The organism is Paenibacillus sp. RU5M (assembly GCF_900221055.1).
GTDB classification, from domain to species: domain Bacteria; phylum Bacillota; class Bacilli; order Paenibacillales; family Paenibacillaceae; genus Paenibacillus; species Paenibacillus marchantiae.
Map to the genome: position 1 here is coordinate 130,349 of NZ_OBQM01000014.1, position 15,672 is coordinate 146,020.

Below are 15,672 nucleotides of genomic sequence, written 5' to 3' on the forward strand. Positions count from 1 at the left end.
TAGGCTCATGAGATCAACTTACCTTTCCGAAGCTCTTCCTGTAGGGCGCGCAGTCGGCTGTTGCGAACAGCCAATGTGGTGATAAACTGCTCCCAGTGTTCTTCCTGCTTCAATTTTTTATAAATTTTGGACAGACGCTTCAACAGTTTCACTGCTGCTTTGTATCCGTCCCTGTTTTTGTGTCCGATATAACGATCCACTGCTTGATGGTAGAAAGGCAAAAGCAGTTCGGGTGCATCCTTTTCAATCGGCTGTAGCACCGCTACCCGGAATTCTAGCGGCTCTGTCTCCGTGCTCAGTTGAAAATCAATCCACCGCCGCCACTGTCCCCGGGAATGCATTGCTTCTTCATAAGCTGGCCGGGAATGAGGCAGCATGCTGACCAATGTGTCCCACATGCGGTGCTCTACATCAGGAAGATGATGAATGGCTGTGTCCCACAACTGCATGTAATCATTCAGAGGGGAGTTCCGTCGGTTCGCGAGCAGAGGTCCGAGCTGTACTAACCACTCGCCTAGCCGTTTCCAGTCTGAAGAATCTGCAAGCACATGAAGAAAATGCAGCAGATGCTCCGGCGGGATGCCATATGCCGAGCCTCCGCTAATCAATCGCTGCCAAGCCTGATCATCTTGTCCCAAATGGAAATACATCCAGCTCTGCGCCAATACCAGCGGCAAGGGCAGAGTGACAGATTTAATCGGCGCATTGCGCCCGTTTTCCGTTAGATTCGATACGCTCAGCACGCTCTCACCAGGTTTGGCGGGTTTGGAAATAGCAGTCAGTCCGTTTTCCATTTCCTGTAGAAACGCTAGCTCTGACTCTAGCGTTTTCCGGTTTTCCTGGAGATGAGGCACGATCCAGTTTAACCAAAGCTGTCGATACATCGGGGTGAAGAACATCATGCTGGATGTCTCGGATATCATCTGCATACGCAGGTAAGATGAGGTTTCCTCAAGCCTTTTCCAAAGTTGTTCAAGCTTCGTGCCCTTCAGACCAGAGAAATCCAACGGACGGCTAAAGATCTGTTCCAATCCTTTCTGGAGCGCATCCACGGCAAGTTGAGCAGGATAGCTCAGATACACCGGTGTATGTGTGATTGAATTGCGGCCAGGCACACAGAAGCGAATCAGGTGCAACTGAACATGCAGCTCAAATAACTGGTCCATGCCAGCGGACAGCTTAGGTTTGATGGAATAGAGCTCGTCCGCTGCGGCCTGTACATACGATGTACTTGGCGTACCTATCCCGAGTCGTTTCAGGCATGCCCGAAACAGCTCATGCCATTCCGTAATTTCAAGTTCTGCAAGTTCCGTTGCACGTTCCTTGATCTGGCTATACTGGTTATCAGGGATGGTGAGATCCTCTTCGTGCGCTGCGTAATCTGAATGTCCAGAAGTTGCTATAACAGCAGGTTTTGGAGCCTGTTTCAGTGCCGTACTGGAGTGGGCGTTCACAATGCCGTGTACGGGTCGGCCCAGTTGCTCCGCATAACTCATTAGAACGGCTATCATATGTTTGCACTGAGAACCAACCGGACAGGTACAGTGACTGGTGTTCAACGATTGCAAGCTCAGGGTTACTTCATAATCATCGGAGCCCTGCACTTCAGCCAAAATTCCGTTTTGTTCAGTGTAGGTTAATGTTCCGACGCGTTTCTGTTTATAATATTGAAATCCGCGCATAATCGTCAGGTTGTTAAAATGTTCAGCGACCTGCCTGATCAGCTGTTGCCACTGCGCATCATCCATGTTCATGTCAATAGGTATGTTCATCATTCCATCTCCTGGGGAAATCATAGGTTCAGTAATCACCACGTCTTGACGTAATGGTGTACATTTCATGTATCCATCATATCAGTTATCATGTGCTCCGTGCATCGGTTCTGAGAACTTGGATGGGACTTTTTAATAGGTGAAACCCAAGAGTACCGATCTCTATTTTTTACCATAAACCATGCATAATAGGCTCGTCTTGTGTATGCTTATCGTATGTATTCCTTTCAGGAACGATGCAGGCCGGGATTCGGCTTAATTTTAAACAACAGGAGAGAGCATATGAAAATACTTACGTTAAATACGCACGCTTGGGCAGAAGAAGACCAACTGAACAAGATCAGTCAGCTGGCTGATTTTATCAATACACACCAATTTGATGTGATTTCCATGCAAGAGGTTAATCAATCAATGCAAGAAGCAACGCTGTCCGCGGAGGAACTGAAACATTACTTTGCTACGGAATCGGATGCTGTGATCAAAAAAGACAACTACGCCTACGTTCTGCTTACGCAACTGACCGAGACCTATTACTGGACATGGATTCCCGCCCACGTCGGTTTCCAAAAATACGATGAAGGGCTGGCTATCCTGAGCCGGACGCCGATCACAAAGGCTTTTGGAGAGTATGTATCCCACATGCGGGATTACGATAACTACCGCACACGCAAAATTGTAGGTGTTCAGACTGAAGTACAAGGTGAAGCCACCTGGTTTGTGAATGGACACTATAACTGGTGGGATGATGAACAAGAGCCTTTCAAGGGGCAGTGGGAACTGACTGAGAGCAAGCTCGCTCCATATATGGACCAGCCGCTGTATATTATGGGTGATTTCAATAATGTCGCGGAAGTACGTGAGGAAGGCTACGATTATATGATGAGCAAGGGCTGGAATGACCTGTACACGACAGCTGTGCAAAAGGATGACGGTGCAACCGTGGTCAAAGCCATTGCCGGATGGGCGGATAACAAACGAGATCTGCGTATTGATTATATTTTCTCGAATCGTCCGGTACAGGCGAAGTCTTCGACAGTAGTTCTCAACGGAAAGAACGGCCCTGTGGTCTCTGACCATTATGGCGTAGCTGTGGAAATTTAACAGTAGGTCAGCCTTGTACACAATTTTTTATCAAAATAAAACGAAAGCCTCCGCTCACTTCCTTATAAGGAAAGTGCAGTGGGAGGCTTTTTATTTTTAAACCTTTGCTCCCCACGTTGTCGAAATAAGGCGATTTGTTCAGAATCGGTTCAGAGCCTCTCTATATAATGTGCATTATCGTACATGTCCATATTATTTAAGGAAGATCCTCGATTGGATTTTGCGTTGGAATGACACGAACTTACTTCATATTGGGGGAGCATTCTTTTGAAAAAAAATCATTTCATCAGCTCGATTCTCGCGGCGTCCTTGTTGACAACACCTTTGTGGACGACACAGGCTAACGCCGCAGTATCATTTACCGATATCGATAAATCCTATGCCAAAGATGCCATAGTAGAGTTGCAAAACGAAGGGATTGTCACTGGATTCAGTGATGGCCAATTTAATCCGTCCGGTATGATTACCAGACAGGATTTTGCCATCCTGATTGCCAGGACGTTGAAGCTGGATGTAACCAATAACGTCCCATCCAATCCATCATTTACAGATATTCCTGTGACCAGCTATGCCTATGCTTCTGTTGAAGCGGTATATCAAGCAGGTATATTTAAAGGCATGGGAAGTGGGAAATTCGGGAGTGGTAAGACATTATCCAGACAGGATATGGTCGTAACCCTGATGAGAGCGAAGGGAACAGACGTAACGGGCAAAGCTGCTTCGTTAACGTTCAAGGACAGCGCAAGCATCTCGGAATATGCAAAAGACGCGGTCGGAGCGGCGCTCGAGGCGGGATTCATTATCGGCGATCAAAACAACATGTTTAAACCCGTGTTACAAGCCGATCGTCAAGCTGCGGCACTGACGGCTTCTCGATTGCTGCAATCGATAAAAGAAACTACAGGTCCGCAACCTGAACCAGTGCCTACGCCAACACCAACACCAGAGGTAACACCAACGCCCGTGCCTACTCCGGCTCCATCTACCAGTTCGAATAATAGCGGGTCCTCATCAGGTGGAAGTAGCGACAGCGGGAACATGAATCCATCTGTACCTGCGGATACAACAGCACCAACGGTGGATGTAAGCAAATTTAGCATTATCGATAATTACAGCGGAACCTGGGATCAAGTTCAGGGGGATTCTGGAGCAGTAAGTGAAGAAGGAGCCGTTGTAACTTTCTATAGATGGACCGATACGAATACAAATGAAGTCGTGGATGAAGGAGAGTTGGAAGAAGGAATTCCCCTTGCCAAAAGCAAATCGGATGGTTCACTTGCGCTTACCAAATTGAAAAATTTGACTCCAGGAGACTACACATTTGTGGTTACTGCCAAGGATTCAGCAGGTAATGAGTCTCCTAAAGATGCGGCGCATGTATTTACTTTTACGCTTGTAAACGGGGATAAGCCAGTAGCCGTGCCAACTATAAGGTCTAGTAATTATGGTTTCGATTCGAACAACTCCAAAGCGAAGTATCTCCAGGTTCAAACTGTTAATCCTGCATTTTCTCTTTATTATAATGTAGGGGAAAGTTTTGTAGATGGTACCATCGAGTATTCGACCAACGCTTTTCAGTTTAGCGTAAACGATTCTTACGAAATTGATGGTGAGTCTTATACAATCGATAGCAGCCAAATTAGCAATGATGGTCATACGCTTAAGCTTAAAGTGACTGTGGAAGCTGATACCCGTATTACTCTGGTATTATTAGATAAGCGTAATAATGATATAAGTCAAAATGATTTTATCATTCGAGCAGATGCGGATGGTGAAGGATTAACCAAATCTGTATCTGAAGAAAACGAGAAACTTATCGTTCACTTTGTCATTTACGGATAAATGGAATTTAGATGAGACGGACTACATTTATGTAGTCCGTGGTTTCTTCTTAGGGTAAGAATGAGAACATGAAGGATTATTTGTAAGCGTAATCAAAAATCTGTAGCCACCGGGAAGCAGGTCAGTTATACTTGGTTTATTATTTGGCTATTCCAAAGATAAACGAGGATCATCAACGTTCACCAAAAAGGGATTTTCTCACAAAGGTTAAGCGCTATACCTATGTATTCCATCGGGAGAGGAATGTGGGCATTCAATGACAACGTATTTCAGTGAACCGCAGAGCATGTATTATCGATTCGGAGAAGATCAGGATCAGGTGCTGAAGGTGCTGGCAGAGAGGTATATAGGTGCCAACGCGCAGGCTGATTTTGTATATCGCGTATTTCAGAAGTCTGGTATTTTGCAAAATGAGAAGGGTCTGTATGATCTGAATTTGAGTAAATGTTTCCCTGATGCACATAAAGGACAGATTTCCTATGCCGCAGCGCTGATATGGGGGGATGAAGATCGAAATCTGGATGTGCTGATCCGCTGTTATGGACCGGTTCGTTTCTATTTTAACGAGCAATTGGTATATCGCTCCACGGTCATGGATGAGATCAACCTGGACGCGACTGTGAAACTGGGAATCGACATTAAACCGGGATGGAATATGTTGTTGCTGGAGATGAAGTATACACCTGCGGGCTTTGGATGCCAGTTTGGCTCGGACGAGGGGAAAGTGCGTATTCTGAATGTGCTTGCTCCTTTCCAGGAGAGACAGGGACAGGCCGGATGGGTGTATTCCAAACCGATAAGTTCGGAGGAGAATCATCCGGAATGGAATCTGCTCGGGTCAGAAGAGGATCACAGACTCGATTGGCTGCCTGACGAGCAATGGTCAGAGGAGAAACAGACGCAACCATCCATGGAGAGAATATACGGACATCTTCCAGGTCAGCAAGTCTATGCGTGGACACGGTTAATCAACAGGGATTCAAGTGATTGCCCGATCCGTTTGTCTGGTCAATCTTCCGGACCACTGAATATATGGCTGAACGGTGTATCGGCAGTGCAATTGAAGGAAGCAGGTCCATTCGAGGTGAACATACCCGGATCTTTTGGACGGAATGACCTGTTGATTCGCAGTGAATGTAGCGATACGGCTGAGTCATGGAATTTTGTAATAAATGCAACGGTGAATGGAGAGCAATTGGAACTGGAGCTTCCCCAGCGTGTGCACGGAGCTTCTGGAGAGCCGTGGCTATATCTAGGACCTTTTGAATCGGAGGACGTAGAACCTGATTTGCAGGATCTAATGCGTACTGATCGGGTGTTTAAAGGACGGAAGGAACGCATATATTGGCGATTGGACAGACCGGATGCGTGGATACGCCCCTATTATGAAAATGCAATGCTCAGTAACAAATGGACCGTAGGCAGTGTAACCAACTATGGTCGCTGGGACTATCCTTTAGGTGTCACCGTATATGGTCTGTTGCAAACTGGACGTTATTTGCAGCGGCCCGACATTACGCGTTATGCGTCAGAACATGTGCAGGCGTGTACCCGTATGGATGAGTACTCATTATGGGATCGGGAGCAGTATGGTTTCCCAGCGGTTAACCAGCAGCTGGTTATGATGAAAATGCTGGATAACTGTGGCTCCTTTGGCTCAGCCATGCTGGAAGCCTATTCCGAATGTCAGGAGCCGACGTTTTTGCCGATTGCCGATCGAATTGCAGATTTTATGTTGACCCGGTTGGAGCGACAGGAGGACGGTGCATTTTACCGTGAGTGTATCGGTGAATTTGCCGAGAATACGATGTGGGCAGATGACCTTTATATGAGCACTCCGTTTCTTGTGCGGTATGCCCGACTGACGGGAAATAATTCAGCACTGGATGAAGCTGCTAGACAATTTTTATTGTATCGGAAATATCTGTTCATGCCTGAATTCAAGATCATGTCCCACGTATACGATTTTAAATATGGACAGGCGACACAAATTCCGTGGGGACGGGGAAATGGTTGGACGCTTTTTTCGCTGTCTGAGGTATTGGAAGCTTTGCCGACAGAGCACCCGGAGCGCCCGACTTTAATTGCCTTCTTTAATGAATTATGTGAAGGATATGCAGCTCTGCAAGGAGAGGGTGGATTGTGGCATCAGGTATTGAATGATTCGGAAACATACCAGGAAGCCTCCTGTACAGCGATGTTTGCTTATGGTTTTGCACGGGGAGTACGTTTTGGTTGGTTATATCAACCTGAACGTTACATTGAAGCGGCTGAGCGGGCCTGGAACGGATTAACCCGTAAAGCGATTGATCGTCAGGGTAATGTACATGGTGTATGCAGTGGTTCGAGATATGCCTTTACTGCAGAATATTACAATAAGGACCTGCTCACGGTAACGAATGACAATCACGGTATTGGCATTATGATGCTGGCAGGAACCGAAGTGGCGAAGATGAAGAAACATCTGGCCCAGCCTAAGGTGTCATCAACTGCTGTGACGCAATCCTGAAAGTGTCAGTAAAACTACAGGATACCTTGATCGAAATCTCACATGATAGCTACTCTAACGTTTCATTGCAGACGGCTGGATGACCACTGGTGAGATGGAGCGAGGTAGAGTACGCGGCACGAAGAATGCTGTATATATGAATAACCACTGGGAGCGTCATTCCTGGTGGTTATTTAATCACTAAGAATATTGAAGACAATTGAATGGACATTTGTCCCAACCCCTTACTTTTTTGACAGGAAAGCTTACTTTTGTTTATGTCATGAGCAGCCATAGGCCGTTACAATAGTTTTTGTAAGCGATTCCATAAAAGCTAAAGGGGAGGAAATTCATTCATGTTGAATACCAAAAAGTGGGTAACCTTATTCTGCCTATCCCTGTTAATGTTCGCTACAGCCTGTTCCGGAGGGTCATCAGGACCATCTGCTTCATCCAATGAAGGAGAAGAAGGGGGCACTTCCGGCAATATTGAAATTCGTATGACTTGGTGGGGATCACAGACTCGACACGATCTTACGACCAAAGTGATTAAGCTGTTTGAAGAAAAACACCCTGGCATTACCATCAAGCCGGAATATTCCGGTTGGGATGGATACTTTGACAAGCTGACCACACAGGTAGCCGGTTCAAATGCACCGGATATCATACAGATGGATTACGCTTTTCTAACCGATTTTGCCCGGCGTGGTGCATTGCTTGACCTGACCCCATACGCAGAGAGCAAGGAGCTGCGCACCGAGGATCATGACAAGAGCATGCTCAAAGCCGGATCGATTGACGATAAATTATACGCGATTACATTGGGTGTAAATGCGCCAGGTGTCATCTATGATGCCACCGTATTCCAGGAGCTCGGAATCGAGGAGCCGCAGGAAAGCTGGACGTGGAAAGATTTTAGTGACGTAGCTGCCAAGATTGCAGCAGAGAAGGGTGACGGTTTCTACGGTTCGGCCGATGTATCCGGAACTACTAACATGTTTGAGGTATTTATCCGGCAAACAGGCAAGGGACTATTTGATGGCGGGACGTTGACAGCGACCAGCGAGGAGCTTCAGCAATGGTTTGACATGTGGGGGGCGCTTCGTGAGAACGGGGGTGCTACCTCCGCAGAAGTGACGGCGTCCACTACGAATGCACTGGAGACACGCCCGATCTCACTTGGTACAGCTGCCATGGACTTTGCCTGGTCTAACCAATTGCTGACGTTCCAGCAGGTTAACAAAAACCAGGATCATAAGCTTGGGATACAAGTGCTTCCGCACGGTGTGGGTGAAAAGCAAATCGGTGAATACCTGAAAGCAGGTCAGTTCCTGTCCGGTTATGCCAAAACGAAACATCCGAAGGAAGTGGCAATGTTTATCGACTTCATGGTAAATGATCCCGAAGCTACCGCCATTCTAGGCTCGGAACGCGGAGTACCCGTCAATGCCAGCATCCGTGAGAAGATGCAGCCTACACTGCCAGAAGCGGAGCAAGCTATCTTCCAATTTATCGATGTGGTATCGAAAAACTCCAGTGAAATTGATCCGCCATACCCGCAAGGATTTTCCGAAGTGGATACCAGCTTCAAGAGTGCAAGCGAGCAGATTGCCTTTGGTCAAGACAACACACCGGATGTGATTGCCCAGTTCATTGAAGGGGCCAAGGCGACACTTGCATCAAGTCAATAACACTTGAACGGTTCCAGACTTCATATTCCGCGGGGAGGTTGCGAAGATGAGTACAACACAGGTCAGTCAAGCACGAACCGAGCGTGTGACAGCCCGGCGGGTGAAACGGAAATATGCCCATAATGGAGCAGCGCTTCTTTTCCTGGCCCCATGGCTGGTTGGTTTATTATTTCTGACACTTGGGCCGATGCTCGTTTCCTTATACATTTCGTTCACAGACTACAGTATCCTGGCCGCCCCTTCCTGGGTCGGTCTGGATAACTACTTCACGATGTTTACATCGGATAAACTGTTTATCCAATCGCTCAAAGTCACATTTACGTATGTCGCCGTATCCGTACCGATCAAGCTGATCTTTGCCCTGCTGGTGGCGATGCTGTTGAACAAGGGCATTCGTGGGCTTGGCATTTACCGTACGGTGTATTACATTCCAACCCTGCTTGGGGGCAGTGTCGCGATTGCGATGCTGTGGCGCAAAATGCTGGGCGGTGACGGTCTGCTTAATGGGGTGCTTGCCATGGTCGGCATTAAGGCACCCGATTGGGTCGCCAACCCGAATTATGCCCTGTATTCGATCGTACTGCTGTCCGTATGGCAGTTCGGATCGTCGATGATTATTTTCCTGGCAGGATTGAAGAAGATTCCACCTGAGTATGACGAAGCTTCCGCCGTTGATGGAGCAGGCCCACTCCGGAGATTCTTTTATATCACACTGCCGATTCTGTCGCCGGTTATCTTTTTCAATCTCGTGATGCAGCTGATTACCTCCTTCCAATCATTTACTCAGGCTTTTGTCATCAGTAACGGCAGCGGGGGGCCAGTCAATTCAACATTAATGTACTCTCTATACCTGTACAAAAAAGGGTTCTCGTTCTTCCAGATGGGTTATGCATCCGCCATGGCCTGGGTGCTGGTGATCCTGATCGGTGTCTTTACATTGCTGGTATTCCGCAGCAGCAAGCTGTGGGTGCACTATGAGGATGGTGGAAAATCATGATTGGACAACGAAACTCTGCTGCGTGGGTAGTCGCCAAACATGTACTGATCTCGGTCATTGCCTTTGTCATGCTGTACCCGGTGCTCTGGATACTGGGCAGTTCATTCAAACCGGGACATATGATTTTCACCGAAACTTGGTTTTGGCCGCAAGAATGGAACTGGCAAAACTACATCAATGGCTGGACAGGAATTCAGGGCAATCCCTTCTCTCGTTTTCTGACCAACTCGGTCGTCCTGTCGCTGGGCGCTGTGCTTGGCAATGTCATCTCTTGCTCGATGGCGGCGTATGCCTTTGCCAGATTGAATTTTCGGTTCAAAGCGATTTGCTTTGGCTTAATGCTGATGACGATCATGCTGCCACACCATGTGACGCTGATCCCTCAATATATTCTGTTTAACCATTTGGAATGGGTGAATACGTATCTGCCGCTGGTAGTGCCAAAATGGCTGGCGACCGATGCCTTCTTTATTTTCCTGATGGTCCAGTTCTTTCGGGGATTGCCCAAAGAGTTGGATGAAGCGGCGACGATTGATGGATGTGGTCCTGTACGAATTTATACCAAAATTATCATCCCGCTGGCCTTTCCGGCGCTGGTGACGACGATGATCTTTACCTTTTTGTGGACATGGGATGACTTCTTCAGCCAGTTGATTTATCTGAGTGATGTCAGCAAATATACGGTGCCGCTGGGCTTACGTCTATTCCTCGATTCCAGTTCCCAATCCGATTGGGGCCCGATGTTTGCGATGTCAGTGCTGTCACTGGTGCCTTGTTTTATCGTATTTATCGTGTGTCAAAAGTATTTCGTGGAAGGAATCGCGACCTCTGGGCTCAAAGGGTAATTCCAAGACGAAACGAGTTGATTCCATGCGGAAACGAAGATTATCTGTATTCCTAAATCATAAGCTGCAACAAAGCAAGCTCTCCACGTTGATGGTGACTTGCTTTATTGCGTTTAACCTGCTGCTCGTCTCGGTTATTGTTTGGCTGGCATACCAGTCGTTCTCTGCCGTCACGTTTACCGAGATCAGCAAAGCACGACTTGCTCTTCTGAACGAGAGTACACGCCGCGGGTTTGATTTTATTACTGGTGTGACAGGCACGGCTTATTCTTTAGCGAGCAACCGTGAGCTGTCGAATCTGCTGGAAACGAAGGGAACGGGAAGGCTGACACAGATCCACCAACGGCGTGAGGTATCCAAAATACTGGATCATACGGTGGTAGTCAGTGAAGGTATTACCTCAGTGGAGCTGTATACGGATGCCTTCAACGGTGTCACTGTCACGATGGCCGACCGCATCTATTCAGTGGATACGATTGCCGGTGATTCATGGTTTGCTGCACTGGAGCATGCGGATGCGGCTTGGGTACCTCTGCGGGAAAACGAATCAGGCCAATCGCTAATCGGATACGCCCAGCGAATCTTTGACAGCCGGGGTGGTACGGTAGCCTACGTGCTCATTCGCCTGAGTCGCGCCGATATTGTACGCAGATTTGCGGATATGCCGATGGTGCTGGATGGACAGGTGCTGTTGGTGGATACCGCAGGCAACGTCGTCATGCAGATGGGCGATGACAATTTAGGGGTGAATTCTGCTGAGGATTCAAGCTTAATTCATGGAGCCTCAAAAATTTTTCCTTCTATTAATGTATCTGCTAATGTAGCTGCTGCTGGGGAAAGCGAACCAGTCGTCGATCGTGCATGGATTCAGGAGCATGTTGAACATGGGCAGGACGGATTTGAAGTGGTTTCCGGCAAGCCTGGTGGAGCTCAGCTGGTTCTGTATTCAAGACCTGCCATGCTTCAGTGGCGACTGGTACAGACCATCCCTGTTCACACCCTGTTATCTCCTGTGAGGCAGGCCGGATGGCAGGTCCTTGGAATAGCTGTGCTGGGATTACTATTTTCAGCGGTACTTGCATATCTGTTCGTTTGGCGGATTGTTCGTCCTTTACGTCAGTTGATCAAGCGGATGAGGCAACTGGAGAAGGGGGATTTCAATACCCGGGTTCAGCTTTCGTTTACTGAGGAATATGCCCATTTGGCGTATGGATTCAACCATATGGCTTCACAGTTGACGGAGTTGATGGAGCAGGTCAAGGAAGAGAGCCGGGCGAAGCGTGAAGCACAGACCGGTTTACTGGAGGCGCAAATCAAACCGCATTTTTTGTACAACACACTTGACATGATCCACTGGCGTGCTCTCGATTATGAAGCCAAGGACATCAGCCGCATGATTGTACAACTCAGCAAACTGCTGCGTATTGGATTGAGCGGTGGCAGATTATTCATCCGGGTACGGGATGAGTTGGAGCATGCTCGTTGTTATGTCAGAATTCAGTCGGAGCGGCTGCCCTTCTCTATTGATTATCAGGAACAGATTGATCCGAGAGTGCGAGGCTGTTACATTCCCAAAATCATTTTGCAGCCTTTTATCGAGAATGCGGTCATGCATGGGCATCCGAAGGAAGGACAACTTCGCATACAGGTGGATATACGGGAATCGGAGAGCAACGATCCACCATCCAAAATCATCATTTGCATAAAGGATAACGGACAGGGCTTGCCTGAGGGCTGGAAGTTGGAGGAGACGACTGGCATTGGGATACGAAATGTACATCAACGCATTCAATTATATTGTGGCACTGGGTACGGCGTTGATATATGTGCAGGTGAATTAGGCGGAGTAGAAGTGACCATTACACTGCCGCGTATTGAGACGGAAGAACAATTAAACTTATGGCTGGGCGGTGAAAATGAATGAAAACCATTATGCTCGTAGACGATGACCCGCATATTGTAAAAGCATTGACCGACCATATTGATTGGCCATCCATCGGCCTCCGCATTGCAGGAACAGCTTCCAATGGGGTGGACGCACTGGAGCTGTTCCAACAGCTGCGCCCCGATCTTGTGATGACGGACGTCTATTTGCCAGGAATGACAGGACTTGAGGTCACGCAGGCGTTGCGGAGGGACCATCCCCATCTGCCGATCATCATTCTTAGCGGATATGACGAATTCGAGAATGCCCGGGCTGCCATGCGCTGGGGAGTGAATCATTTTTTGCTAAAGCCTGCGGAAGTGGAGGAGATTGAGTCTGTTCTGCGTGAGGTGCTACTGGAAGAGGATGTGCGTGAGCGGCGTGAGCAGCTGGAGCGGACGTACAAACAGGAGATTGGACGGGTGGTTCCTTATCTTCGCAAATTGTTTCTCCACGAGCTGTTAACCACACGCTACCGGGAAGAGGAGTTACCTGCGGAGCGTATGGATTATGTGGGCATTCGTATACCCTCTCAAGTGCGCGCCATCAGTCTACAGTTGTACCGGCCTGCATTTTTGACAAAGATGAAAGAGAGGGACTGGCAGCTATTAAGATATGGGGCAGCTGATATTATTCAGGAGACCGTCAAAGAGCAGATTTCGCAGATAAACGACTGCCAGGTTGAGATCGTGGATTACTCGGACCAGGTGTTAGTGCTGCTTCTATTTGACGAGAAGGACCCGCTAGAGCAATTTGAGTCCATTGTTGAACGGATGATTGATCAGATTTTTACGTATCTCAAAATCGAAATGAGCGCAGGTATTGGAACGTCCAAAGAGCACTTATGCGAAGTGATGGACTCCTATCTGGAGAGCAGAGAGGCGCTGGAGAAAGCAGAGTTTCAAGGCGGGAGCCGTGTATATCGATATGATTCATCAGATGCGTTAACCCCGAGCGCAACGGATTACTCGCAATTGCTGCGACAATGGAGTGAGTCATGGGCAGGTATGAGGACTGATCTGGCAGAGGAGATATGGGTTCACCTTCGCAATCTGCTGGAAGAAGGGGGTGGTACCAGTATTCAGGATGTGCAGGTTGTGGCTGTGAGCCTGTTCGACACGTTAATTCATAGTTGGAACCGGCATTATCCCATGCTGGCACCACCGCTCTCGATGAGCCACTTTTTGCGGGAAATTCAATCGAAATATGGGCTGCAGGATCTGATATGCTGGATGGATGGTATTATTCGAAACTGGATGGAACAGATACGTAAAGAAATGGGCGAGAAAAAAACCAATAAACTAGTGGAGCAGGTAAAACAGTACGTTGAAATGCATTATGCTGAAGAGATTAGTTTTGAAGCCATTGCCAAGGGACTGTTTGTACACCCCAAATATTTGAGTCAGCTGTTCAAGAGGGTGACCGGAGAGAACTTTGTGAGTTATGTAAATGGGTATCGGATTCAACGTGCGCTGGAACTATTACAGTCAGGGCATTACATGGTCTACGAGGTTAGTGAAATGACTGGGTTCCGCAACGCGACGTATTTCAGTCAGGTGTTCAAGATGCTTACGGGCAAGAGTCCGTCTGAGGTGGGGTAGAGCCATCAATAGGGTAAGCATAATAAAATAGATTGGACGGACTACAACGTATGATCATCGATCAACAGGAGTTTAACGTAAAAGGATTGACCTATTCAATTAGGTCCGCAATGGAAAAGGATGCTGAGGCATTGTCTTCACTTCGTTTACAGATGGATGGAGAAACCGAGTATATGGATCGTGAGCAAGGTGAAGGCTTTATTGATCCAGCTAGATGTGAACAAATAATCCGTTTGGACTCGGAGAAAGAGAGAAACCTGTTTCTCGTTACTATTGTAAAGGAACAAATCGTCGGGTATTCCAGGTGTGAAGGTGTTGATCTAAAGCGATTTTCTCATAAGGTTGAATTTGGCGTTTGTGTAGGGAAAGAGTTCTGGGGTTACGGGATCGGCAAGAAACTACTCGAACTATCAATAGATTGGGCAGACACGAATGGAATTGAGAAGATGACATTGAACGTGGTGGGGACGAACGATAAAGCGATGGTGCTTTACAAAAGAATGGGCTTCGAGATAGAGGGGACTGTGAAAAAGGATCGACGACACGCGGACGGTCGGTATTACGATACAGTTATGATGGGAAGGTTCAGGGGCTGAGGGGGAGAAGGTGGTGGTGAGAGGTTGGCTAACAATATACGCCACTCCTTTTATTATTCAATAACTATTCTTTTATATGAAAGAACAGATACACGAGTAACTACTTATCTCTCATGGAGAGAGTTAATATCTATCAGATGTATTTTCTTAAAATCTGATTTCATATATTGTTATAGAGGCTAATAGATATGTGCGATACAAGACTAAGTATCCCTTGAGCTACCCTTTCTCTATAAGTTAATGATAATCAACATTGTCATATCTATTGAGTGTAGCAGATGGGGTCTGATTACAAGACAAAGATTGATTATAAATAGAAGGGAGATATAACGGTTCTATTTGTTCTCATAAAACGGAGATAGAAAAATATTAATTAAGGGTTGCAATTTATTTTTGTACATGGTATATTCTTATTCCGGCCAAGAAAACACGAGAAACACGGTGCGGCAAGCGAATGAAATAAGCTTCGAAAGAAACTTAAAAAAAGAGCTTGCAAAGTTGGTTCGGATGTGATAAGATATAAAAGTTGCTGAGGTGAACAACACACGGCAATGAAACAAGTTTGATCTTTGAAAACTGAACAACGAGTGAGTAACGATCTTGCTTGCAAGATCGACGCTGAGAAATCGGTACACGTCTTCGGACTGTATGATTTCAAAGCAAAATAAATGAGATTTTTAATCTCGTCAGTTTCAAAATGAGCTTATCGCTCTTTTCAATACTTTATTGGAGAGTTTGATCCTGGCTCAGGACGAACGCTGGCGGCATGCCTAATACATGCAAGTCGAGCGGACTTAAAGAGAAGCTTGCTTCTC

10 protein-coding genes and 1 rRNA gene are annotated in these 15,672 nt (G+C 47.1%); 10 read left to right on the top strand and 1 reads right to left on the bottom strand.

Going from position 1 to position 15,672, the window contains the following annotated elements:
* Positions 1 to 5: 5 nt before the first annotated feature.
* Positions 6 to 1,772, bottom strand: coding sequence for an SWIM zinc finger domain-containing protein (locus CRO25_RS28830; RefSeq protein ID WP_179132287.1), 1,767 nt, complete (start codon positions 1,770 to 1,772; stop codon positions 6 to 8).
* A gap of 282 nt (positions 1,773 to 2,054) precedes the next feature.
* On the opposite strand from CRO25_RS28830, the gene CRO25_RS28835 reads away from it, so the two are divergent.
* The 10 genes from CRO25_RS28835 to CRO25_RS28880 form a co-directional block, all read left to right on the top strand.
* The gene (locus CRO25_RS28835) at positions 2,055 to 2,873 is read left to right on the top strand and encodes an endonuclease/exonuclease/phosphatase family protein (RefSeq protein WP_064641291.1); all 819 of its coding nucleotides are present in this window, start codon (positions 2,055 to 2,057) and stop codon (positions 2,871 to 2,873) included.
* A gap of 267 nt (positions 2,874 to 3,140) precedes the next feature.
* Positions 3,141 to 4,715, top strand: coding sequence for an S-layer homology domain-containing protein (locus CRO25_RS28840; RefSeq protein WP_079697301.1), 1,575 nt, complete (start codon positions 3,141 to 3,143; stop codon positions 4,713 to 4,715).
* A gap of 256 nt (positions 4,716 to 4,971) precedes the next feature.
* On the top strand, positions 4,972 to 7,224 hold the full coding sequence (locus tag CRO25_RS28845) for a glycoside hydrolase family 105 protein (RefSeq protein WP_079697302.1): 2,253 nt from the start codon (positions 4,972 to 4,974) through the stop codon (positions 7,222 to 7,224).
* A gap of 335 nt (positions 7,225 to 7,559) precedes the next feature.
* A complete protein-coding gene (locus tag CRO25_RS28850; protein WP_079697303.1) occupies positions 7,560 to 8,894 on the top strand; it encodes an ABC transporter substrate-binding protein in 1,335 nt (444 codons plus the stop codon).
* Between the two features lie 46 nt (positions 8,895 to 8,940).
* Complete coding sequence (locus tag CRO25_RS28855) at positions 8,941 to 9,891, top strand: carbohydrate ABC transporter permease (RefSeq protein WP_079697304.1); 951 nt, start codon at positions 8,941 to 8,943, stop codon at positions 9,889 to 9,891.
* Positions 9,888 to 10,736, top strand: coding sequence for a carbohydrate ABC transporter permease (locus CRO25_RS28860; protein WP_079697305.1), 849 nt, complete (start codon positions 9,888 to 9,890; stop codon positions 10,734 to 10,736). The genes CRO25_RS28855 and CRO25_RS28860 overlap by 4 nt, the downstream gene beginning before the upstream one ends.
* Positions 10,737 to 10,761: 25 nt before the next feature.
* The gene (locus CRO25_RS28865) at positions 10,762 to 12,660 is read left to right on the top strand and encodes a sensor histidine kinase (protein WP_079697306.1); all 1,899 of its coding nucleotides are present in this window, start codon (positions 10,762 to 10,764) and stop codon (positions 12,658 to 12,660) included.
* The gene (locus tag CRO25_RS28870; protein WP_079697307.1) at positions 12,657 to 14,261 is read left to right on the top strand and encodes a response regulator; all 1,605 of its coding nucleotides are present in this window, start codon (positions 12,657 to 12,659) and stop codon (positions 14,259 to 14,261) included. Before CRO25_RS28865 ends, CRO25_RS28870 begins: the two co-directional genes overlap by 4 nt.
* A 50-nt stretch (positions 14,262 to 14,311) precedes the next feature.
* The gene (locus tag CRO25_RS28875; RefSeq protein ID WP_079697308.1) at positions 14,312 to 14,857 is read left to right on the top strand and encodes a GNAT family N-acetyltransferase; all 546 of its coding nucleotides are present in this window, start codon (positions 14,312 to 14,314) and stop codon (positions 14,855 to 14,857) included.
* A 723-nt stretch (positions 14,858 to 15,580) separates the two neighbouring features.
* Positions 15,581 to 15,672 (top strand): 16S ribosomal RNA (locus CRO25_RS28880); the annotation flags it as partial.

Excerpts from the sequence above, each read along its gene's own strand:
- CRO25_RS28835 (WP_064641291.1), top strand. The coding sequence starts at position 2,055 with ATGAAAATACTTACGTTAAATACGCACGCTTGGGCAGAAGAAGACCAA.
- CRO25_RS28845 (WP_079697302.1), top strand. The coding sequence starts at position 4,972 with ATGACAACGTATTTCAGTGAACCGCAGAGCATGTATTATCGATTCGGA.
- CRO25_RS28870 (WP_079697307.1), top strand. The coding sequence starts at position 12,657 with ATGAAAACCATTATGCTCGTAGACGATGACCCGCATATTGTAAAAGCA.
- CRO25_RS28855 (WP_079697304.1), top strand. The coding sequence starts at position 8,941 with ATGAGTACAACACAGGTCAGTCAAGCACGAACCGAGCGTGTGACAGCC.
- CRO25_RS28830 (WP_179132287.1), bottom strand. The coding sequence starts at position 1,772 with ATGAACATACCTATTGACATGAACATGGATGATGCGCAGTGGCAACAG.
- CRO25_RS28865 (WP_079697306.1), top strand. The coding sequence starts at position 10,762 with ATGCGGAAACGAAGATTATCTGTATTCCTAAATCATAAGCTGCAACAA.
- CRO25_RS28860 (WP_079697305.1), top strand. The coding sequence starts at position 9,888 with ATGATTGGACAACGAAACTCTGCTGCGTGGGTAGTCGCCAAACATGTA.
- CRO25_RS28850 (WP_079697303.1), top strand. The coding sequence starts at position 7,560 with ATGTTGAATACCAAAAAGTGGGTAACCTTATTCTGCCTATCCCTGTTA.
- CRO25_RS28875 (WP_079697308.1), top strand. The coding sequence starts at position 14,312 with ATGATCATCGATCAACAGGAGTTTAACGTAAAAGGATTGACCTATTCA.